Here is a 20,062-nt window from a genome sequence, read left to right as displayed (position 1 = left end):
CCGGCAGAGTTAGTTCCAGATCAAAAAATGGGTATTTGTGGCGCTATCAACCCGTTCTATATTAATAAGGTTAACTCATAGAGTAGCTTTTGCACATTTTGCCGGCTATCCATTAGCAGTAACAGCTCAAGCTGTTGCTGCCTGACATCGACCCGATAAAATAGCAGATTATGTTTATCCAACTGCCATTGCCGGTATTCGGTTAAGCCCAGCTTGAACAAGCGTTCGCTAATTGGCGCAATCAGTGGCTGCATGGGTAAAGTCGTGGCGATTTGCTCTTTAATGCCAGCCAGCGTTTGGTTCGCCAGTTCTGCGGAATACTTTTCGGTTAAAAATGCCTGCAACCTTTGCCGGGATAAACGAAACAGTGGCGAGGCGACCAGCTTGTAGCCACTAGTCAAAGGCTTGCTCCAGCGTTAACGTCTTATCTTGTAATGACTTTTCGGAAAGTTTTAATAATTTTAATAAAGCGAGGGTATCCTGCTGGAATTGATAATCCTGATAGGACTGCACCACAAAAGCCGGCTTACCGTTTTTGGTGATCAGTAGCTCTTCCTGTAGTTCCAGCGTATTGGCATGTTCTTTCAGGTAGGTGATGGTCTCAGTTTGCATTGGCAGTCCTTTAAAAGGCTTTTTTCAGACTGATTCAGCTTAGCAGAGCGTATTGCAATCGGCAAATAGCGAGCTAACTGCGATAGAGGGTTTTAATCAGATGAAAGCCAAACTGGGTTTTAACCGGCCCTTGCACACTTAACAGCGGCCCTTTAAAGACCGCATCATCAAAGGGCTTGACCATCTGGCCTTTACGAAATTCACCGAGGTCACCGCCTTTTTTACCAGACGGACACAATGAGTGTTGTTTTGCCAGTTTGCCAAAGTCGGCGCCTTGCTCCAGTTGCTTTTTCAGCTTTTCCGCTTGTTCGCGGCTTTTTACCAGAATATGTAAGGCGCAGGCTTTGGCCATGGTCGTTGCTCCCGCGATTAACCAGCAGGTTGCTGCTGGGTGATACAGTGAATATTACCGCCGCCAAGCAGGATTTCCCGGCCTGGTACCGTCACTACCTGATGCGCCGGGAACAGCTGCTGCAGGATCTCTGCTGCGACCTGATCGTTCGGATCATCAAAGGTGGGCAGAATTAAGCCGCCATTACATAAATAGAAATTAATGTAAGAGCCGGCCAGACGGGCATTGGCTTCGCGAGGGATCGCTGCCATTGACTGATCAACAGACGCATATTCTTCGGCTTTGGCGATAATCGGCGCCGGTACCGGCAGCTTATGCACCTTAATTTTGCGGCCTTTCGCATCGGTACTGGCTTCTAGATAATCCAGCGCCGCCTTGCTGCGGGCATACTGCGGATCGTTTTCATCGTCAGTCCAGGCTAACAACACTTCACCGGGTTTGACAAAGCAAGCCATATTGTCGACATGACCGTCAGTTTCATCATTAAAGATGCCGTCTTCCAGCCACAGCACTTTTTCAATGGCCAGATGCTCGCGCAGCACGGCTTCAATCTCTTCGCGGCTTAAATGCGGGTTGCGGTTGGCATTGAGCAAGCATTCAGCTGTGGTAAGCAGGGTGCCTTCACCATCGACATGAATAGCGCCACCCTCCAACACAAAGCCCTCGGTGCGGTAGCGCGGCAGCTGCTCAATGCCAAGAATTTTACTGGCAACCTGATCATCGCGATCCCAGGGGAAATACAGGCCGCCATTCAGGCCACCCCAGGCGTTAAAGGTCCAGTCCACGCCACGGACTTCCCCTTTGCCATTGGTAACAAAGGTCGGGCCGGTATCACGGCACCAGGCGTCATTGTTGGAAATTTCGACCACCCGGATTGGGAACTTGGTATTAGCCTGGCTTAGCTGGGCGTAGGCATTGGCATATTGTGCCGCCGATACGCCAACCGATACCGGTTCAAAGCCGGCGATGGCTTTAATTACGGTAACAAAGGCGGCTTGTGCCGGCTTGGCACCTAAACGCCAGCTGTCAGTGCGCTCCGGCCAAATCATCCAGGTTTGCTTATGCGGCGCCCATTCGGGCGGCATGCTAAAACCGTCTTGTTTTGGGGTAGAGGTTAGCGTTTGGCTCACTTGCTGTTCTCCGGATTGATTTTGCCGTCTTTGGTCAGCAGCGTATCGTAGATATCGATGCGACGGTCACGGAATACGCCCCAGGCGCGACGAATGGCGGCTACTTCGTCTAAATCAAAGGTATGGACCAGTACGGCTTCGTCAGTTTCGTTCGCTTCCTGTACCTTGGCACCGCTGTGGTCAGCAATAAAGGAGCTGCCATAGAAGGTAATGGAGAAATCGCCCTCGGTTTCAGTACCAATGCGGTTAGATACGATCACCGGCGTTAAGTTTGCCGCCGCATGACCCTGCTGCGTGCGCTGCCAGTGGTCACGGGAATTAATAGTGGCATCATGCGGCTCACTGCCAATGGCAGTGGGGTAGAAAATCAGCTCAGCGCCCAGCAGTGCCATACTACGGGCACACTCCGGGAACCACTGATCCCAGCAAATACCGACGCCCACTTTGGCATAACGGGTATTCCAGACTTTAAAACCGGTATCGCCCGGGGTGAAGTAGTATTTTTCGCTGTAACCCGGGCCATCCGGAATATGGCTCTTGCGGTAAATGCCCATATTGCTGCCATCGGCATCCAGCATCACCACAGTGTTGTACAGGCAGTTGCCGGCACGCTCATAAATGCTGATCGGCAGCACCACTGCCAGCTCTTTGGCAATCTTGGCAAAGTGTTTTACCGCCGGGTTTTCTTCTACCGGCACGGCAAAACCTAAATACTCAGGCTTTTGCTTTTGGCAGAAATAGTTACGTTCGAACAGTTCCTGTAACAGAATGATTTGTGCGCCCTGAGCCGCCGCCTGGCGCACCAGTTTTTCCGCGCGGGCGATATTTTCTTCGACATTCCAGCCACCAATCATCTGGGTAGCAGCAACCGTTACATTACGCATCAGATCTCTCCAAGTCAGCAGTGATAAGTCCGGTCTACAGGGTACCGGCGTATATAGCCGACATCAGCTTTGCCAGCATGTCGGCTATCGCTTTGCCGCCGCGGCGTAGCCGGGCAACAGGGCGCGCAAAATGCCGCATTTTCAGTCAGCCGTCAATCTTTTTTCGGCTTATTTGATCTGGCTGTTTTGCACGCTACAAAATTGTTGTTAACCTTAGCAAAATTTTACCGGAATTACTTGCCGCAGTGCGGGAAAAGCAGGACAAAAAGATGCAAAACCGAATAACCAGCGATGTGGTGATCAGCGGCGGCGGTATGGTCGGTGCAGCCCTGGCTGTTGCACTTAGTCGCTTAGGCTTGTCGATTACCGTGTTGGAGCGTCAGGCGCCAGCGCCGTTCGAGGCGCAAAGTGCTATTGATTTACGGGTGTCGTCGTTAAATCTGCGTTCCGAACGTTGGCTGACAGCACTCGGCGCCTGGCAAAACCTGCAGCAAATGCGGCTTTGCCCGTATCAATATTTACAGGCAGGCGAGGGCAAGGCGCAGCTGCGCTTTGCTGCCAGTGAAATTGGCGAGCGTCACCTTGGCCATATTGTCGAAAACAACCTGGTACAGCTGGCGCTGTGGCAGCAATTTGCTGAGCCAATCACGGTGCTGACTGATTGTGAAATTACTGCGCTCCAGCAAGACGAGCAGGGCGTGGAGCTAACACTCAACGATGGTCGTGAGCTGCAGTGCCAGTTATTAATTGGTGCCGATGGTGCTCAGTCTAAAGTGCGGCAGCTGGCACGCATCGGTACGGCCGGCTGGCAATATCAGCAAGCTTGTCTAGTGGCCTATGTCGATACACCCTATCCGCAGCAGGATATTACCTGGCAACAGTTTTACCCCAGTGGCCCGCGCGCTTTTCTACCCTTACCCGGCGCGCAGGCGTCTTTAGTCTGGTATGACGAAGCAGCCAAAGTTAAACAATTGGCGGCGTTAGGCACCAAAGCTTTAGAGCAGGCCTTTATTGATGCGTTCCCGCCAGAGCTTGGCGCCATTAAGTTAAAAGGCTCCGCCTGGTTTCCGCTGGCGCGGATGCAGGCACAGCAATATGTTAAGGGCCGGGTGGTATTAGCCGGCGATGCAGCGCATACCATTAATCCGCTGGCCGGTCAGGGGGTAAACTTGGGCTTTGCTGATGCGATGTTATTGGTTGAACAGCTGGCAGCGAATTTAAGCGCTGGCAAGTCCCTCACGGATGCGGATAGTTTACAGCAGTATCAGCGGCAGCGGCGTATGCAGAATACGCTGATGATGGGGGCGATGGATGTGATTTATCAGACCTTTAGCCGGGAATCAGCTCCGCTTTCGTTGTTGCGGCAGCAGGGGCTTAGGTTAGCGGCTAAGGCAGGGCTGGCGAAGCAGTTGTTAACTAAGTATGCCGTGGGGAATTCGGTGTTTTAGAAGATAGTTAGTTTCGCAGCGTTGAGTTTATAGCATCCGGCGGCAAGCACACCGTACAACTTTGACGGGACACGCTGTGAATACATCCCTGTACGCTTGCATTTTTCATCCCTGAAAAATACATTCCCTTACAAAGTGCACGGAATGCTTACCACCTCGTTTTATATCTGCTGTGTTCAAAGATGCTTTTCGTGACGTCTAACCGATGTCATTTAAGCCCTTAGCTGCGGTAGAATTTTCGTAACAGCAGCAGGGATGCTGCGGAGGCTGAAAGGGCACAGGGATGTGATCCTTGAAGCCGGTGGAGAAAATTACTACCCAGCTGAGGGCGTTACTCCGCTCTTGACGCTGAAAAATCTATATGTCTGCGAGTGGGCCATCGTGATGCTGTAAAATTTAGCCAAACACCAAAAAGCGAAAACCCGACACATGGTCAGGTTCTCTGAATAATGGCAGGGGCGGCTGGATTCGAACCAACGCATGGCGGGATCAAAACCCGCTGCCTTACCGCTTGGCTACGCCCCTACTGGGAATTCTGAGTTAATGGCAGGGGCGGCTGGATTCGAACCAACGCATGGCGGGATCAAAACCCGCTGCCTTACCGCTTGGCTACGCCCCTGCAGAAACTACAGCTACTTGTTTAGGATGGTGCGGAAGAAGAGACTCGAACTCTTACGCCTCGCGGCGCTGGAACCTAAATCCAGTGCGTCTACCAATTTCGCCACTTCCGCATGCATGAGAAAAGTAAAGTGGTGGCTACAGCGGGAATCGAACCTGCGACCCCAGCATTATGAGTGCTGTGCTCTAACCAGCTGAGCTATGTAGCCACGTAAACTTGTCCTAAGCAAGTGGCGCGTATTATGCTGATCTGAGGAAATAGCGTCAACCGTTTTTTTCGCATATTCCGGTTCTGTCTGCTTGTTTGCCGAATTTCTATGCAGTAGGGCTGGAATAGCGTGAAAAGCTTAGCAAAAGATGGCAAAAAGCCGGGTAAACCCGGCTCTTAATCAGTGCTTTGGTAACGAAAAAGCGCTTAGACGTTAAAGCGGAAATGCATCACATCGCCATCTTTAACGATGTAATCTTTACCTTCCAGACGCCATTTCCCGGCTTCTTTGGCACCGGCTTCACCGTTGTACTGCACGAAGTCATCGTAAGACACCACTTCCGCGCGGATAAAGCCTTTTTCAAAGTCAGTATGGATCACGCCAGCAGCTTGTGGTGCTGTGGCTCCGACAGCAACAGTCCAGGCCCGTACTTCTTTGACACCGGCCGTAAAGTAGGTGTGCAGGTTTAACAGTGAGTAACCACCGCGGATCACACGGTTCAGGCCTGGCTCTTCCAGCCCCATATCGGCCATAAACTCGGCTTTTTCTTCATCATCCAGCTCGGCGATTTCTGATTCGATAGCGGCACACACTGGTACTACGATGGCGCCTTCTTTGGCAGCGATGCCGCGCACTACATCCAGATGCGGGTTATTGTCAAAACCGTCTTCCAGTACGTTGGCAATATACATGGTTGGCTTAATGGTTAAGAAGTTCATATAGGCAATCAGTGCCTTTTCTTCTTTATCCAGCTCCAGCTGACGCAGCGTTAAACCGTTTTCCAGGTGGGCTTTTACTTTTTCCAACACTGCCAGTTCGGCTTTGGCGTCTTTATCGCCGCCTTTGGCTTTTTTCTGTACCCGTAAAATCGCACGTTCGGCACTGTCCATATCCGACAGCACCAGTTCCATATTAATGGTATCGATATCGTCAGCCGGGTCAATTTTTCCGGCAACATGGATAATATTTTCATCGTCAAAGCAGCGCACCACATGGCCGATAGCATCGGTTTCGCGGATATTGGCCAGGAATTTATTGCCTAAACCCTCGCCTTTAGACGCGCCCTTTACCAGGCCGGCGATATCGACGAATTCCATGGTGGTGGGGATTACGCGTTGTGGGTTAACGATTTGCGCCAGTTTATCCAACCGCAGATCCGGTACCGGGACCACACCGGTGTTTGGTTCAATGGTACAGAACGGGAAGTTAGCTGCTTCGATACCAGCCTTAGTTAAGGCGTTGAATAAAGTAGATTTGCCGACGTTAGGTAAACCTACGATGCCACATTTAAAACCCATGAATGTATCCTTTAATCTGCGGTGGGGCCAGCTTAGCTGGCCTGAAAGCTGTGTAAACGGCTCTGGGCTTTTACCAGACCGTCGCGTGCCAGTATAGCAAAGCAGGCAACAGCTTCCTCTATGCTCTGGTCGATCAGTTTTTGTTCGCTTGCGGGCGCCTTACCCAGCACAAAGCCAGTGACCTGATCTTTGTGGCCCGGATGGCCGATGCCTAAGCGCAAACGATAGAAATTCGGATTATTGCCCAGTTTGCTGGTGATATCGCGCAAGCCGTTATGACCGGCATGGCCACCGGCGAACTTGAATTTAGCACTGCCCGGCGGTAACGCCAGTTCATCATGTACTACCAGAATTTGCTCCGGCGCCAGTTTATAAAACTGTGCCATAGCTAGTACGGCTTTGCCGCTTAAATTCATATAGGTAGTCGGCACCAGGAGTTTGTATTCCTGCCCGGCCAGCATAAATTTGCCGGTCAGACCAAAAAATTTGGCTTCGGGTTTCAGATTACAGTGATAGGTGCGGGCAAGTTGCTCTACAAACCAGACACCGGCATTGTGCCGGGTGTATTGATATTCGGGGCCCGGATTACCCAGGCCCACGATTAACTGTACAGCAGGCTGAACAGTATCAGACATTACTCAGCGGCAGCGTCTTCAGCTTTACCAGCTGGCTTGTTCACAGAAACCACTGGCAGGTCATGACCTTCGCCTTTGGTTAACTGAACAAACTTAACGCCTTTTGGTGCTTTGATATCAGACAGGTGCAGGGTAACGCCTACAGCGACATCAGCCAGGTCAACTTCGATAAACTCTGGCAGATCCTGTGGTAAACAGGTGATTTCAACTTCGTTCAGACCGTGAACAACAACACCGCCTTTCTTCGCAGCAGCATCTTCGTTCAGGAAGTGTACCGGAACAGTAGTGTGCAGCTCATGGCCAGCTTCTACGCGTTGGAAGTCAACGTGCAGAATTTTTGGCTTGAACGGGTGACGTTGCATCGCTTTCACGATAGCTTTAACTTCTTCACCGCCAACGTTGATGGTCAGGATGTGAGAGTAGAAAGCTTCGAAGCTTTGTGCTTTTAACAGCTTAGCGTGATCTAAAGTGATAGACAGTGCTGGCTTATGACCACCGTAGATGATCGCTGGCACTTGGTCAGCATGACGCAGGCGGCGGCTCGCACCTTTCCCCAAGTCGTTGCGGACTTCTGCATTTAACGTGAAAATTGCATCAGACATGATGTACTCCAAAAATTAGAATTTGTTACGGCTTGCGACCAGCCATAACCTGTTGCCCGTTTAAAAGGCGCGACATCTTACCACCAGCGTCTGGTTGCTGCAAATAAAAGCTGTTGCCAATAAAAAAGGCAGGATAACCTGCCTTTTTCAACTTTAGCTTGCTGCTTAATCAAACATCGCCGAGATCGATTCTTCGTTACTGATACGGCGGATACACTCTGCGATCAGGTCACTTAACGTCAGCTGCCGTACTTTAGGAATGGCACGCATCGCCGCAGACAGTGGGATAGTATCGGTGACGATCAGCTCATCAATCACTGACTCACTGATAATCTCCGGCGCCCGGCCAGAGAAAACCGCATGGGTAGCATAGGCAAATACCCGCTTGGCGCCTTGTTCTTTCAGCGCTTCCGCTGCTTTACACAGGGTACCGCCGGTATCAATCATATCGTCAACAATAATACAGTCACGGTCTTTGACGTCACCGATAATATGCATCACCTGGGATACGTTGGCCTTTGGCCGGCGCTTATCGATAATCGCCAGGTCGGCATCATTCAACAGTTTGGCTACCGCACGGGCGCGCACTACACCACCGATGTCCGGCGATACCACCACCGGTGCTTCGAGGGCTTTTTTGCGCATATCGTCCAGCAGTACCGGCGTCGCGAATACATTGTCTACCGGCACATCAAAGAAGCCCTGAATTTGCTCAGCATGCAGGTCGACCGTTAATACCCGGTCCACGCCAACGCTGGATAAAAAGTCGGCGACTACTTTGGCGGTAATAGGTACCCGGGCTGAACGTACCCGACGATCCTGACGGGCATAACCAAAGTAAGGAATCACTGCTGTGATCCGGCCGGCTGACGCGCGACGTAAGGCGTCAACAATCACAATCAGTTCCATCAGATTGTCGTTAGTAGGGGCACAGGTAGACTGGATAATAAAGACGTCTGAACCGCGTACATTTTCGTTGATTTGCACACTGACTTCGCCATCACTGAAGCGACCGACAGCGGCGTCTCCCAGTTTGATGTAAAGACGGCTGGCGATTTTGTTGGCAAGATCTGGTATGGCGTTACCAGCGAAAACCTTCATGTCGGGCACGGTAGGATCCTCAGGGCAGTTGTGAGTCCGGTTTAATCATAAAAGCCGCTGTTGAGTATAGTTGCTGCCGGAAAAAATACTCCGGCAACGGCTAAACTGAATGGCGGCTCGAGTTGCTGTAAACTGTATCAGTTAAGGCCGCAAATAAAGGCGACGTATTAACCCCTCTGGCGATAAAGCCCCGACAGTTTGCCGGCAGGTTCGCTAGGGCATGCTGAGCACTGGCCGCGTCCGGAAATTCGGCGAACACACTGGCGCCAGTACCCGTCATTCGACACGGCGCATATTCTAGCAACCACTGTAAGGTTATTGCAACAATCGGATACAGCCGTTCGACCAGCGGCTGGCAGTCATTCTGCCATGGGCTGCTAAGTAGCTCTGCCAGGCCGATCTTAGGTGTATCTCTTTTTAAATCAATATGTTGGAATATTGCTGCCGTGCTGATATGACAAGCAGGTGTGACGACCAAATAGGTCTTTTCCGGCAGTGAAACCGGCTGTAAGTGCTCACCAACCCCTTCGGCAAAGGCCGTTTGGCCGTGCACAAAAACCGGCACGTCGGCACCCAGTTTCAGACCCAGTGCCGCCAGTTCTGCAGTAGTTAATTGCAGCTGCCATAACAGGTTAAGTGCATGCAAGGTGGTGGCCGCATCCGACGAGCCACCGCCCAGGCCGCCGCCCATTGGCAGGTGTTTTTCCAGCCGGATCTGACAACCGGCCGAGGCGCCCGCCAAAGGTTTTAATAACATGGCTGCGCGGTAAATCAGATTATCCTGCCCGGCCAGCTCGGCGATATCACAGCTTAAGCTAATTTCACCACTCTGATCCGGGGTAAAGTGCAGCACATCGCCGGTATCGAGCATTTGAAACAGCGTTTGTAGATTATGGTAGCCATCATCGCGGCGGCCGGTGATATGCAAAAATAAATTCAGCTTGGCCACAGCGGGTAAGGTCAGGGTCATAGCTGCCAGCTCCGGATCACCAGTCTGACCTGGGTATCGGCACTGTGTAGCTGCAATTGCCGGGGTAGAGATAAGGCATCATCAAAGAAACTGCGGTAGGTCAGTTGCCAGCGAATACCGGTGCTGTCGGTCAGGGTAAAACTTACCAGGCGGCCAGCGGCGTCGTATTGCAGGTTAGTTGCCGAGTCACCCGGCAGGCCGCGTAACCATAGCGCCATATCGTGCAGCGGAATAGACCAGCCAGCCAGTTGCCACAGTAAATTACTGGCGTCGGCCGCGTGATAGCGCTCGCCCCGCACCAACAGTTCGGTCAGTTCGCTACTGGCCGTCAGTTCAAACAGGCTGATACCCAGCATATTAGCCAGCCTTGCCTGATAAGCATTGGCATCCTGTTGTTGCCAGCGCAAATTGCCACTGACGGTTTCGGCCGGTGATTTAATACCAATCGAGGCCTGTACTGTAAAGTTGTGCATAGCCGACAGTTGCTGCTGTCGTTCGCTTTGTGGCAGTACCGTTTGGGTACCGGGTAAGGTCTTGGTGCTGGTACAGGCAGTGCTTAACAGGGCAATTGCTAACAGCGCTAACATTCTGAAGAGTGAACTCAAGCTATGGTCCTTTACGTTGGCTTATCTGCTTTTGCTTTTCTTAATTCGGGCTTTTTCGTACAATTCGCCCCCTATCCCGATATGATACAGGTGAACACCATTTTTGCACTAGGCATTAATCACAAAACGGCACCGGTGGCGCTGCGCGAGAAACTCGCCTTTGCGCCCGAGCAGGTACCGGATGCATTGCACCAGCTTGCCAGCAAGCTGGAGATTAGCGATGCGGTGATTTTGTCCACCTGTAACCGTACCGAACTGTATTTTAGCGGTGCTGCCGAGCAGGCTGAACAGGTGTTGCACTGGCTGGCTGGCTTTCATCAGTTACAGTTGACAGAGCTGCAGCAGCATCTGTATCTGTATCAACAGCAGGATGCGGTGAATCATTTAATGCGGGTGGCTGCCGGCTTAGATTCACTGGTGTTAGGTGAGCCGCAGATCCTGGGGCAGGTGAAGCAGGCCTATAATCAGTCACGTCAGGCCGGTACCATTAACCCACAATTTGAACGGCTGTTTCAAAAAACCTTTGCCGTCGCCAAGGCCGTACGCACCGAGACGGAGATCGGCGCTAACGCCGTGTCAGTCGCTTTCGCTGCCGTCAGCCTGGCAAAACAGATTTTCGGTAAGTTAGAACAGGTACGGGTGCTACTGATTGGTGCCGGCGAGACCATTGAACTGGTGGCCCGGCATTTAACAGAGCAGGGGGAAACCAGTCTGAGTGTGGCTAACCGCACCTATGAACGTGCCGAAGCTCTGGCGCGACAATTTAATGCGCAGGTGTTAACCCTGTCGCAGGTACCGGCCCGCTTGCATGAAGCCGATATCGTGATTTCTTCTACCGCCAGCACCTTGCCGATTGTTGGTAAAGGTATGGTTGAGCAGGCATTGAAGCAGCGGAAGCATAAGCCGATGTTTCTGGTCGATTTGGCGGTACCGCGGGATATCGAAGAGCAGGTTACGGAGCTGGAAGATGCCTATCTTTATACCGTAGACGATCTGCAAACCATAGTGGCGGAAAACCTGAATAACCGCCAGCAGGCGGCAGAGCAGGCCGGGGTGCTGGTACAAAGCGGCAGCGCTGAGTTTATGCAGTGGCTGCAATTACAGGATAAAGCCGATTGGCTACGTGATTACCGGCAGCGCTGCGAAGAAGTGAAAACCGAGTTATTGAGCCGGGCGCAAAAGCAACTGGCCGCCGGCCAGGAACCGGAAAAAGTGATGGCGGAACTGGCGAATAAACTTAGCAACCGCCTGATGCACAGCCCCACCCGGACTATCCGGCATTTATTACAGTCTGAGCAGCCAGAGTCGACAGAGCTGGTCAAACTCCTTATTGATTTATAAACAGGTTTTAATCCTAAAATGAAAGAATCGGTATACCGCAAGCTGGAAGGTTTGGTTGAGCGTTACGAAGAGGTCCAGGCGCTGTTAAGCGACGCCTCGGTGATTAGCGATCAAAAGCGCTTTCGCGAATTGTCCAAAGAATTCAGCCAGCTGGAAGAGTTAAGCAAGGCATTTCGTAGTTATCAGCAAGCGCAGGAAGACTTGCTGATGGCCGAAGAAATGCAAAAAGACAGCGATCCTGAGATGCGCGAAATGGCGCAGGAAGAATATAAACTGGCGAAAAGCCGCATTGAGCAGCTGGATACGGATTTGCAAATCCTGCTGCTGCCTAAGGATCCGAACGATAATAACAGCTGCTTTCTGGAGATCCGCGCCGGTGCCGGTGGTGACGAGGCGGCGATTTTTGCCGGCGATCTGTTCCGCATGTATAGCCGTTTTGCCGAGCGGCAGCGCTGGCGGGTGGAAATTGTCAGTGCCAATGAAGGCGAGCACGGTGGCTTTAAAGAGGTGATCGCCAGTGTGCAAGGCGAGGGCGTTTTCGGCACCCTGAAATTTGAATCCGGTGGTCACCGGGTGCAACGGGTACCCGCCACCGAATCGCAGGGCCGGGTACATACCTCGGCCTGTACTGTGGCCATTATGCCGGAAATCCCGGAAAGCGAAGCCATTGAGATCAATCCGGCCGATCTGAAAATTGATACCTACCGTGCCTCTGGCGCCGGTGGTCAGCACGTAAACCGTACCGACTCTGCTATCCGCATTACCCACTTACCGTCTGGCATCGTCGTTGAATGTCAGGATGAGCGCTCACAGCATAAAAACCGTGCCCGTGCGATGAGTGTGCTGGCGTCGCGCTTACAGGCGGCAGAAGATGAAAAGCGTCGGCTGGAAGAGCAAAGCACCCGCCGCTCATTAGTGGGCAGTGGCGACCGTTCAGAGCGGATCCGCACCTATAACTTCCCGCAAGGCCGTTTGACCGATCACCGGATCAACCTGACCATCTACCGCTTAAATGAAGTGATGGAAGGGGAGTTAGAGCAGGTGATTGAACCGCTGAAACACGAGCATCAGGCTGATCTGCTGGCGATGCTGGCTGATGAAAACCGCTGATGACCTTGCAGCAATGCGTGCAGCTACTGAGTCAGCAACTCGGGAGTCTGAGCGATAATCCGGCACAGGAAGCACGTTTATTGCTGTGCCATCTGCTGGGCTGCAAGCCCGGCTATCTGTATACCTACCCGGAGCGGGAAATCACTGCCGCTGAGCAGCAACAACTGCAACCGTTGGTGCAGCGGCGGCTGCAGGGAGAGCCTCTGGCCTATATCTTTGGGCATTGGCCCTTCTATGGTCTGGAGCTGGCTGTGGCACCCTGTACTCTGATCCCGCGGCCGGATACCGAAATATTGGTTGATCAGGCGCTGGCTCTGGATTTGCCACCACAGGCGCAGGTGTTAGATCTGGGTACCGGTACCGGCGCTATCGCTTTGGCACTGGCCGTCAACCGGCCACACTGGCAGCTAACCGGCGTTGATCTTAATCCGGATGCCGTTGCGCTGGCACAGCGTAATGCCGCTGCGCTGCAAAGCCGTAATAGTCGTTTTTTGCAAAGCAGCTGGTTTAGCGCCCTTAGCGGCCAGCGCTATGATCTTATCGTTAGTAATCCACCGTACATAGAAGCAGCCGATCCGCATCTGGCGGCACTGAGCTTTGAACCTCTGTCAGCCTTGGTGGCGGCAGAGCAGGGTCTGGCGGATCTGGCACAGATTATTGCCAGCGCGCCGGCATATTTACAGCCCGGTGGCTGGCTCTGGCTGGAGCACGGTTATAACCAGGCTGAGCAGGTACAGCAGTTACTCAGCGTTGGCGGATTCTCTCAGGTCAGTTCAGTGCGCGATTATGGTGGTAACTGGCGCATCAGTGGCGGTCAGTTCCTGCCTCGCGATAACTGAATAAAAATGTTAAATATTTTGACCTGACAAAAAATCCGGCTTATAACAGTAAGATAAGGTTGCCGGGAGCGTGTCATGTCCGATGAATTTTTGTTTGCTGCTGAGCCTGAAGAGCCGCATCAGGTCAGTAATGGTTGCTGGAAAGTCCTGATTGTTGACGATGAACCTGAGGTTCATGCCGTCACCCGGTTGGCGTTAAATGACTTTAGTTTTCAGCACAAAAAGCTGGAATTTATCAGCGCCTATTCCGGTGCCGAAGCCAAAAAAGTCTTGGCAGCCCAACCCGATATCGCGGTGGTGCTGCTGGATGTGGTGATGGAAACCGACGATGCCGGTTTATTGGTGGCCAGTTATATCCGCGAAACCCTGCATAACCATTTTGTGCGCATTATTCTGCGTACCGGCCAACCTGGTCAGGCACCGGAACGGCAGGTGATTGTTAATTACGATATTAATGATTACAAATCCAAAACCGAGCTGACCGCACAAAAGCTGTTTACCGTGATGATGTCGAGCTTAAGATCCTACCGCGATATTATCTCACTGGAACAAAGTCGGCAGGGGCTGGAGAAAATTATTAAAGCCTCGGTCGACCTGTTCTCATCGCACTCAATGGAGCAGTTTATTGACGGTGTGCTGCAACAGCTCACCTCAGTGCTCGGTTGTGATGAAGATGCCCTTATCGTTAGCTCATCCCTGGTTGCCGGCAACGTCCAGACTACCGACCCGCACGATCTGGTGGTGTTTGCCGGTCAGGGCGAGTTTGAAAGTAAAGAAGGAAAGCCCATTAAGGATGTGCTGGACCCAAGCTTACTGGAAGCCTTTGAGGCGGCGTTAACCACCAAGGATATTGTTTATCGCGATAACTATCTGGTGGCCTATTGCTGCAGTAAATTCACCCAGGGATCACTGCTTTATGTCTCAGGCTTGCCCGGCCCGGTTAATGAAACCCAGAAAAAGCTGATTGAACTGTTTGCGCAGAATGTCCAGGTGGCATATGAAAATGTGCAGCTGCAACATGAGGTGGAAGATACCCAGCGCGAAATCGTCTATCGCTTAAGTGAAGCGGTAGAAGTGCGTTCGGTCGAAACCGGCAACCATGTACGGCGTATTGCCTTTATTTGCTATGAACTGGCGAAAGCCTATGGTTTGTCGGATTTGGATGCCGAAAAACTGATGTTTGCTGCGCCGTTGCATGATGTCGGTAAAGTTGGCATCCCGGATACTATTTTAAATAAGCCAGCGCATCTGACAGACCAGGAATGGCAGGTGATGCAAACCCATGCCAGTATCGGTTACAACATTCTGAAAGGCTCCAAGCGCTCTATCGTACAGGCCGGCGCTATCATTGCCCGGGATCACCACGAGAAATGGGATGGAAGTGGTTATCCGGATGGTAAAAAAGGTGAAGATATTCATATCTATGCCCGGATCGCCGCCCTGGCTGATGTTTACGATGCGCTGCGCCACCGCCGCTGTTATAAAAATGCCTGGACTTTAGAGCAGGTACTGGCCGAAATAGAACAGCAGGCTGGTAAACAATTTGACCCCAAGTTGGTTGAAACTTTCAAAGTGATCGTACCCAAGCTGGAAGCAATATTACAAAAATACCCGGATGCGCATGACGCGGACGGGGTATAATCCGCAGCGAGTTAACCGAAACACGTGCAGCCGGTGCCGCTATCACTGGCCCGGCTGACACGCCGCATTTAGGATAGTTGTTATGTATATGGCGTTTAAACACCTGCATCTGTTACTGGTTGCGCTTAGCGTAGCCTTGCTTTGTCTGCGCTTTGCGCTGCGCGTCAGAGAGTCTGGTTTGTTACAGCAAAAATTCCTGAAAATTGCCCCGCATGTGGTGGATACGTTTTTATTATTATCAGCCGTCGCGCTGATGTTTACCATTCAGCAGTACCCCTTTGTTGATGCCTGGCTGACAGAAAAAGTACTGGCGCTGCTTGCCTATATCGCGCTGGGCTACTCGGCGTTAAAAGGCCGTACTGCGGCAATCCGCTGGTTGTCGTTCTTAGGTGCTTTAGGTTGGTTGGGGCTGATGGTGCGGGTTGCGCTGAGTAAAACACCGTTGTTTTTACCTCTTTAATGTTAATAGCGAACAGGTTGAATTATGTTGAATAAGGTGGTCCAGGTTGCCGGCATTGATGTCGCCAACGATAAGCCCTTTGTATTGTTTGGCGGTATGAATGTGCTGGAATCCCGTGACTTGGCACTGACCATTGCCGAGCATTATGTGCGGGTGTGCGAGAAATTACAGATCCCCTATGTGTTTAAAGCCTCCTTTGATAAGGCAAACCGCTCGTCGGTGCACTCTTATCGTGGTCCGGGTTTGGAAGAAGGGCTGCGGATTTTCGAAGAAATTAAGCACACCTTCAAGGTACCTTTGATTACCGATGTGCATGAGCCTTATCAGGCGGCGCCGGTGGCCGAGGTCGTTGATGTGATCCAGCTACCGGCTTTTCTGGCGCGGCAGACCGACTTAGTGGTCGCGATGGCAAAAACCGGTGCCGTGATTAACGTTAAAAAGCCACAATTTCTGGCACCGCATGAAATGCGGCATATTCTGAAAAAATTTCAGGAAGCCGGTAATGAGCAGGTCATTCTGTGTGAGCGTGGCTCTTGCTTTGGTTATAACAACCTGGTGGTCGATATGCTGGGTATGGACGAGATGAAGCAGTACGCACCGGTGATCTTTGATGCCACCCATGCCTTGCAAAAGCCGGGTGGTCGTGAGGATTCGGCTGATGGCCGGCGGGCGCAGGCGGCACAGCTGGCGCGCTCGGGTATGGCATTAGGCCTGGCCGGACTCTTTATTGAAGCGCATCCGGATCCAAATCAGGCAAAATGTGATGGCCCCTGTGCCTTGCCGTTGGCTAAGCTGGAGCCCTACCTGCAACAGATGCAGGCACTGGACCAGTTAATCAAAGCTTTTCCTGCCTTAGATACCTCGGCACGCTAGAGCAGCGCTATTTTAGCTGATTGGACCGCCACCATCAGGTGGCCGGTCCATAACGTTGCTCAATAAAAGCCACCACTTTGCGATATTCCTGTTGCACAGTGCCGAGTATTTCCCGTAATGCGGTCCAATCTGAAACTTCAGCGGCCTTTTCCAGTTGTAAACATTGTTCTGCCAGGGCATTGGCGCCGATACTTTTCGCCATCGCTTTGAGTTGATGTGCCAGACTGCGCAGTTCACTACGGTTACTATTACTCAACTCTGTTGTTGCCTGCTGCAACATTGGGCTGGCTTGCTGTGTGAAGTATTGCAGATACTCCTGATGTTTAAGCGGGGCATCACCCAGGAAACTGCTTAGTGTGGAGAACGATACCGGGCTGCTTTGTTCGGTATCCGGCTTCTTCTTGCTGCGCTCTGATGGTGCTGGCGCCTGATCCAGCGGTAACCAGCGCTGCATCACTGTCTGTAAGGTCTGCAGCTCAAGTGGCTTGGTGATATAGGCGTCCATACCGATGCTCAGACATTTTTGTTCTTCACCTTTCAGCGCATTAGCAGTGAGCGCAATAATACGGGTAAAATCAACATCATCAGGCCGTTGTAAGCCTTCTTTTCGGATCGCCTTGACCAGATCATAACCGCTCATATTCGGCATATGCAGATCGGTTAATAGCAGCGGGTAATGATAGCGGCGCCATTTCTCCAGGGCGATGGCGCCGTCATCAGCGACCTCTACGGCATAACCCAACGCATTCAACTGCTCAACAATCACCCGTTGATTCATCAGATTATCTTCAGCTAACAACACCAGCTTACCGGCTTGGCGGGCTTGTTCGATATCAGGAACAGACCCCTGATGCAGTGGTTGCTTATGCTGCGGCTGCAGTTGACGGGCTTTGCGACCAGTAATAATCAGAATGCCGTCCAGTAACTGACTGCGGCAAAGCGGGGCGCTATGCACATAAAACACATTGTCGAAGGTGGTGTCGGATAGCTCCAACTGATTGGTAATGACCACAAATTTTACACTTTGTAGCATCGGATGCGTGATGATCGTACTTAGCTCCCGCATCGAAATCTGTTCATAGGTCGCGTCCAGCAACCAAACTGCCTGTTGTTTCGCTGGTAAGGGTTTAAATTGCTCAGCCCGCTGCAGCAGAGCATCGACACTATTGGCGATCTGTAGCTCTGCGCCGCTATACAATAAATAGTCGGATAAATGTTGCTGATTATCACTGTCTTGCGTAAATAAGCAGATCACCAGATCGCTGAGACTGTCTTTTGATAAATAACTGGTCTCGTCTGAGCGACGCATTGGCAGCCTGACACTAAACTCGGTACCCTTACCAGGTTCGCTTTCTACCTGGATTTCACCATACATCAGCGCGGTCAAGCGCTGACAGATCGAGAGTCCGAGACCTGTACCACCAAACTTACGGGTGACTGAACCCTCAGCCTGATTAAATGGGTGGAAAACATAGTTGATTTGGCGCTGGGTCATGCCGCGGCCATTATCAGCAACTTTCAGTCTGACCTGAGTGAACTCCAGATTTTGTTCCAGCAATTCCGCACTAATTACCACCACACCGGTTTTCTCCGGTGTGGTTTCGGTAAATTTAATGGCGTTACCGGCCAGGTTGTACAAAATTTGCCGCAGTCGAACCGGATCACCAAGCAAGCCGTCAGGGATCCGCGGATCGATATACAGTTTTAAATCAATCTGCCGCTGGTAGGCGACTGACACCAGGATCCGGCCAACTGCTTCAATAATATCGGCCAGCGACACCGGTAATTTTTCCAGCTCCAGCTTGCCGGCTTCGATTTTCGAGAAGTCGAGAATATCATCAAGGATCCGCAGTAGTGAAAAAGACGACTCGCGAACAGTGTCTGTCATACGGAACTGTGAGGTGGACAGCTCGGTTTTACGCAGTAAATCGACAGTACCGATAATGCCATTCATCGGGGTGCGGATTTCATGGCTCATGGTCGCCAGGAAGGTCGACTTGGCGTCGTTAGCTTTTTCTGCCGCCAGTTTGGCGGTTTCCAGTGCGTCGGTGCGCTCTTTAATACGTTGTTCAACTTCTTGTTTTAACTGCTCAATATCCTGCTCTGACTGTTGCAGAGCTTGTTGACTTTGACCGAGTCGCCGGAACAGCGTATTCAGATGTTGTGCCAGCTCACCAATATCGTCTTGCTGCTGAGTATCCAGAGTGCCACTGTATTGCTGACGTTCCAGCATATCGCGACAGCCACTAACTAATGGCTGCAAGCGCAGGCGGAATTTTTGACTCAGCTGATAGCTCAGCGCCGCAACAAATAGCAAGGCGATTAGCACGCTTAAAGCAAAAGCGAATAACAGTGGCAGTACATTGTTTTCGGGTAACTGTCGGACATATACCATCACATAGCCGGGTAACTCGGGCAACAGCCGGTTAACCAGTAGTAATTGCTGTTGCTGACTGCTCTGGTTCGATAATTGCGGATTAGGCACAAAATTCGGTAAATTATCGGTATGCTGTAAGAGCTCCACCTGAGAACCCTGCAAACGGTACAGGTAAATAGCCCGGTTGCGGTCATTATTTCGGGCTTGTTGCAATAGTTGCTGTGCTGCAGCGTTATTATCCTGCTGCAGGGCCTGTTGCACTGCCTGACTCAGGATTTGTGTTTCGGCGGCCAGGCGCTGCAACTCTTCATCATGCCGTTGTGCCGCGGGTGCTTGGATCCAATACAGCACAAGTACCTGGATCACCAAACACAGGCTCACTACTGCGGCTAAGCGCCAGAAAACAGGTTTAATTACCGTTTTATTGCTCATTCCTATTCCGTAATCTGTTGTCAGCCAAGCACATAGCTCTGGTTTTAATCACGCTATCTTAACAAGTTTTCTAGTCCAAAAGCAGTACAAATTTTAAGGCTATGTCAGCGCTTTGGCTAACTAATAAGCTGTCGGTAGCCATTTCTAAAATATCTGTTGACTTGAGATCGCAAAATCCGTTTAATACGCGGCATTGCCCAGATAGCTCAGTCGGTAGAGCAGCGGATTGAAAATCCGCGTGTCGGTGGTTCGATTCCGCCTCTGGGCACCATCATTTTAGGATATGGTGCTAACGATATCCCAAAGCGTGTCGCAGCCGCTTTAGCTCAGTTGGTAGAGCAACTGACTTGTAATCAGTAGGTCATCCGTTCGACTCGGATAAGCGGCACCAACCAGTTTTGCCCAGATAGCTCAGTCGGTAGAGCAGCGGATTGAAAATCCGCGTGTCGGTGGTTCGATTCCGCCTCTGGGCACCATAAAACGCAAAAAGCCAGCTAAGAGCTGGCTTTTTGCGTTTTATAGCCA

19 protein-coding genes and 7 tRNA genes are annotated in these 20,062 nt (G+C 51.6%); 10 read left to right on the top strand and 16 right to left on the bottom strand.

Features of this window, described 5'->3' with window-relative positions; genetic code table 11:
• Nucleotides 1-56: 56 nt before the first annotated feature.
• The 5 genes from H1D31_RS12800 to aguB all read right to left on the bottom strand — a co-directional run bounded on the left by H1D31_RS12800 (nucleotide 57) and on the right by aguB (nucleotide 2,981).
• Nucleotides 57-401 (bottom strand): hypothetical protein, encoded by a 345-nt coding sequence (locus H1D31_RS12800; protein WP_261259237.1) that lies wholly within the window; start codon nucleotides 399-401, stop codon nucleotides 57-59.
• Nucleotides 394-612: a type II toxin-antitoxin system Phd/YefM family antitoxin gene (locus H1D31_RS12795; RefSeq protein WP_261259236.1), complete on the bottom strand. Its 219-nt coding sequence runs from the start codon at nucleotides 610-612 to the stop codon at nucleotides 394-396. The genes H1D31_RS12800 and H1D31_RS12795 overlap by 8 nt, the downstream gene beginning before the upstream one ends.
• Nucleotides 613-685: 73 nt before the next feature.
• Nucleotides 686-964 (bottom strand): peptidylprolyl isomerase PpiC, encoded by a 279-nt coding sequence (ppiC, locus tag H1D31_RS12790; protein WP_008607313.1) that lies wholly within the window; start codon nucleotides 962-964, stop codon nucleotides 686-688.
• 17 nt (nucleotides 965-981) lie between these two features.
• A complete protein-coding gene (gene aguA / locus H1D31_RS12785) occupies nucleotides 982-2,094 on the bottom strand; it encodes an agmatine deiminase (RefSeq protein WP_261259234.1) in 1,113 nt (370 codons plus the stop codon).
• Nucleotides 2,091-2,981, bottom strand: coding sequence for an N-carbamoylputrescine amidase (gene aguB, locus H1D31_RS12780; protein ID WP_314733007.1), 891 nt, complete (start codon nucleotides 2,979-2,981; stop codon nucleotides 2,091-2,093). The genes aguA and aguB overlap by 4 nt, the downstream gene beginning before the upstream one ends.
• Nucleotides 2,982-3,247: 266 nt before the next feature.
• Between aguB and H1D31_RS12775 the strand changes: the two genes are divergently transcribed.
• Nucleotides 3,248-4,426 (top strand): FAD-dependent oxidoreductase, encoded by a 1,179-nt coding sequence (locus tag H1D31_RS12775; RefSeq protein ID WP_261259232.1) that lies wholly within the window; start codon nucleotides 3,248-3,250, stop codon nucleotides 4,424-4,426.
• Between the two features lie 450 nt (nucleotides 4,427-4,876).
• On the opposite strand, the gene H1D31_RS12770 is transcribed toward H1D31_RS12775, so the two are convergent.
• From H1D31_RS12770 to lolB, 10 genes are all read right to left on the bottom strand, one after another.
• Nucleotides 4,877-4,951: transfer RNA gene (locus H1D31_RS12770), tRNA-Gln, on the bottom strand.
• Nucleotides 4,952-4,970: 19 nt separating this feature from the next.
• A tRNA-Gln gene (locus H1D31_RS12765) sits at nucleotides 4,971-5,045 on the bottom strand.
• A gap of 27 nt (nucleotides 5,046-5,072) precedes the next feature.
• Nucleotides 5,073-5,157 (bottom strand) — tRNA-Leu (locus H1D31_RS12760).
• A 19-nt stretch (nucleotides 5,158-5,176) separates the two neighbouring features.
• Nucleotides 5,177-5,253 (bottom strand) — tRNA-Met (locus H1D31_RS12755).
• Between the two features lie 206 nt (nucleotides 5,254-5,459).
• On the bottom strand, nucleotides 5,460-6,551 hold the full coding sequence (gene ychF, locus H1D31_RS12750; protein WP_008607321.1) for a redox-regulated ATPase YchF: 1,092 nt from the start codon (nucleotides 6,549-6,551) through the stop codon (nucleotides 5,460-5,462).
• A gap of 32 nt (nucleotides 6,552-6,583) precedes the next feature.
• On the bottom strand, nucleotides 6,584-7,186 hold the full coding sequence (pth, locus tag H1D31_RS12745) for an aminoacyl-tRNA hydrolase (RefSeq protein WP_008607322.1): 603 nt from the start codon (nucleotides 7,184-7,186) through the stop codon (nucleotides 6,584-6,586).
• On the bottom strand, nucleotides 7,186-7,788 hold the full coding sequence (locus H1D31_RS12740) for a 50S ribosomal protein L25/general stress protein Ctc (protein ID WP_261259231.1): 603 nt from the start codon (nucleotides 7,786-7,788) through the stop codon (nucleotides 7,186-7,188). Before H1D31_RS12740 ends, pth begins: the two co-directional genes overlap by 1 nt.
• A gap of 165 nt (nucleotides 7,789-7,953) precedes the next feature.
• Entirely contained in the window at nucleotides 7,954-8,898 is a 945-nt protein-coding gene (locus H1D31_RS12735) for a ribose-phosphate pyrophosphokinase (protein ID WP_008951343.1), read from the bottom strand.
• Nucleotides 8,899-8,989: 91 nt separating this feature from the next.
• Nucleotides 8,990-9,859 carry a 4-(cytidine 5'-diphospho)-2-C-methyl-D-erythritol kinase gene (gene ispE, locus H1D31_RS12730; protein ID WP_261259230.1) on the bottom strand — a complete coding sequence of 290 codons (870 nt, stop codon included), beginning with the start codon at nucleotides 9,857-9,859 and terminating at the stop codon, nucleotides 8,990-8,992.
• Nucleotides 9,856-10,464, bottom strand: a complete 609-nt coding sequence (gene lolB, locus H1D31_RS12725; RefSeq protein ID WP_261259229.1) for a lipoprotein insertase outer membrane protein LolB — start codon at nucleotides 10,462-10,464, stop codon at nucleotides 9,856-9,858. The genes ispE and lolB overlap by 4 nt, the downstream gene beginning before the upstream one ends.
• Before the next feature lie 81 nt (nucleotides 10,465-10,545).
• Between lolB and hemA the strand changes: the two genes are divergently transcribed.
• The 6 genes from hemA to kdsA all read left to right on the top strand — a co-directional run bounded on the left by hemA (nucleotide 10,546) and on the right by kdsA (nucleotide 16,728).
• Nucleotides 10,546-11,805 (top strand): glutamyl-tRNA reductase, encoded by a 1,260-nt coding sequence (hemA, locus tag H1D31_RS12720; RefSeq protein WP_261260092.1) that lies wholly within the window; start codon nucleotides 10,546-10,548, stop codon nucleotides 11,803-11,805.
• 18 nt (nucleotides 11,806-11,823) lie between these two features.
• Nucleotides 11,824-12,915: a peptide chain release factor 1 gene (prfA, locus tag H1D31_RS12715; protein WP_008607334.1), complete on the top strand. Its 1,092-nt coding sequence runs from the start codon at nucleotides 11,824-11,826 to the stop codon at nucleotides 12,913-12,915.
• A complete protein-coding gene (gene prmC, locus H1D31_RS12710) occupies nucleotides 12,915-13,754 on the top strand; it encodes a peptide chain release factor N(5)-glutamine methyltransferase (RefSeq protein ID WP_261259228.1) in 840 nt (279 codons plus the stop codon). Before prfA ends, prmC begins: the two co-directional genes overlap by 1 nt.
• Before the next feature lie 75 nt (nucleotides 13,755-13,829).
• A complete protein-coding gene (locus H1D31_RS12705; RefSeq protein ID WP_261259227.1) occupies nucleotides 13,830-15,395 on the top strand; it encodes a DUF3369 domain-containing protein in 1,566 nt (521 codons plus the stop codon).
• 82 nt (nucleotides 15,396-15,477) lie between these two features.
• Nucleotides 15,478-15,855: a SirB2 family protein gene (locus H1D31_RS12700; RefSeq protein WP_008607337.1), complete on the top strand. Its 378-nt coding sequence runs from the start codon at nucleotides 15,478-15,480 to the stop codon at nucleotides 15,853-15,855.
• 24 nt (nucleotides 15,856-15,879) lie between these two features.
• On the top strand, nucleotides 15,880-16,728 hold the full coding sequence (kdsA, locus tag H1D31_RS12695) for a 3-deoxy-8-phosphooctulonate synthase (protein WP_065954519.1): 849 nt from the start codon (nucleotides 15,880-15,882) through the stop codon (nucleotides 16,726-16,728).
• A gap of 34 nt (nucleotides 16,729-16,762) precedes the next feature.
• Here kdsA and H1D31_RS12690 read toward each other — a convergent pair whose 3' ends face one another.
• Nucleotides 16,763-19,537: a hybrid sensor histidine kinase/response regulator gene (locus tag H1D31_RS12690; RefSeq protein ID WP_261259226.1), complete on the bottom strand. Its 2,775-nt coding sequence runs from the start codon at nucleotides 19,535-19,537 to the stop codon at nucleotides 16,763-16,765.
• Between the two features lie 195 nt (nucleotides 19,538-19,732).
• On the opposite strand from H1D31_RS12690, the gene H1D31_RS12685 reads away from it, so the two are divergent.
• The 3 genes from H1D31_RS12685 to H1D31_RS12675 all read left to right on the top strand — a co-directional run bounded on the left by H1D31_RS12685 (nucleotide 19,733) and on the right by H1D31_RS12675 (nucleotide 20,013).
• Nucleotides 19,733-19,808, top strand: a tRNA-Phe gene (locus H1D31_RS12685).
• 44 nt (nucleotides 19,809-19,852) lie between these two features.
• Nucleotides 19,853-19,928 (top strand) — tRNA-Thr (locus H1D31_RS12680).
• 9 nt (nucleotides 19,929-19,937) lie between these two features.
• Nucleotides 19,938-20,013 (top strand) — tRNA-Phe (locus H1D31_RS12675).
• Nucleotides 20,014-20,062 lie beyond the last annotated feature (49 nt).

It is taken from the genome of Alishewanella sp. BS5-314 (assembly GCF_025377695.1).
GTDB lineage: Bacteria > Pseudomonadota > Gammaproteobacteria > Enterobacterales > Alteromonadaceae > Alishewanella > Alishewanella aestuarii.
This window is presented reverse-complemented; position numbering and strand designations above follow the sequence as displayed.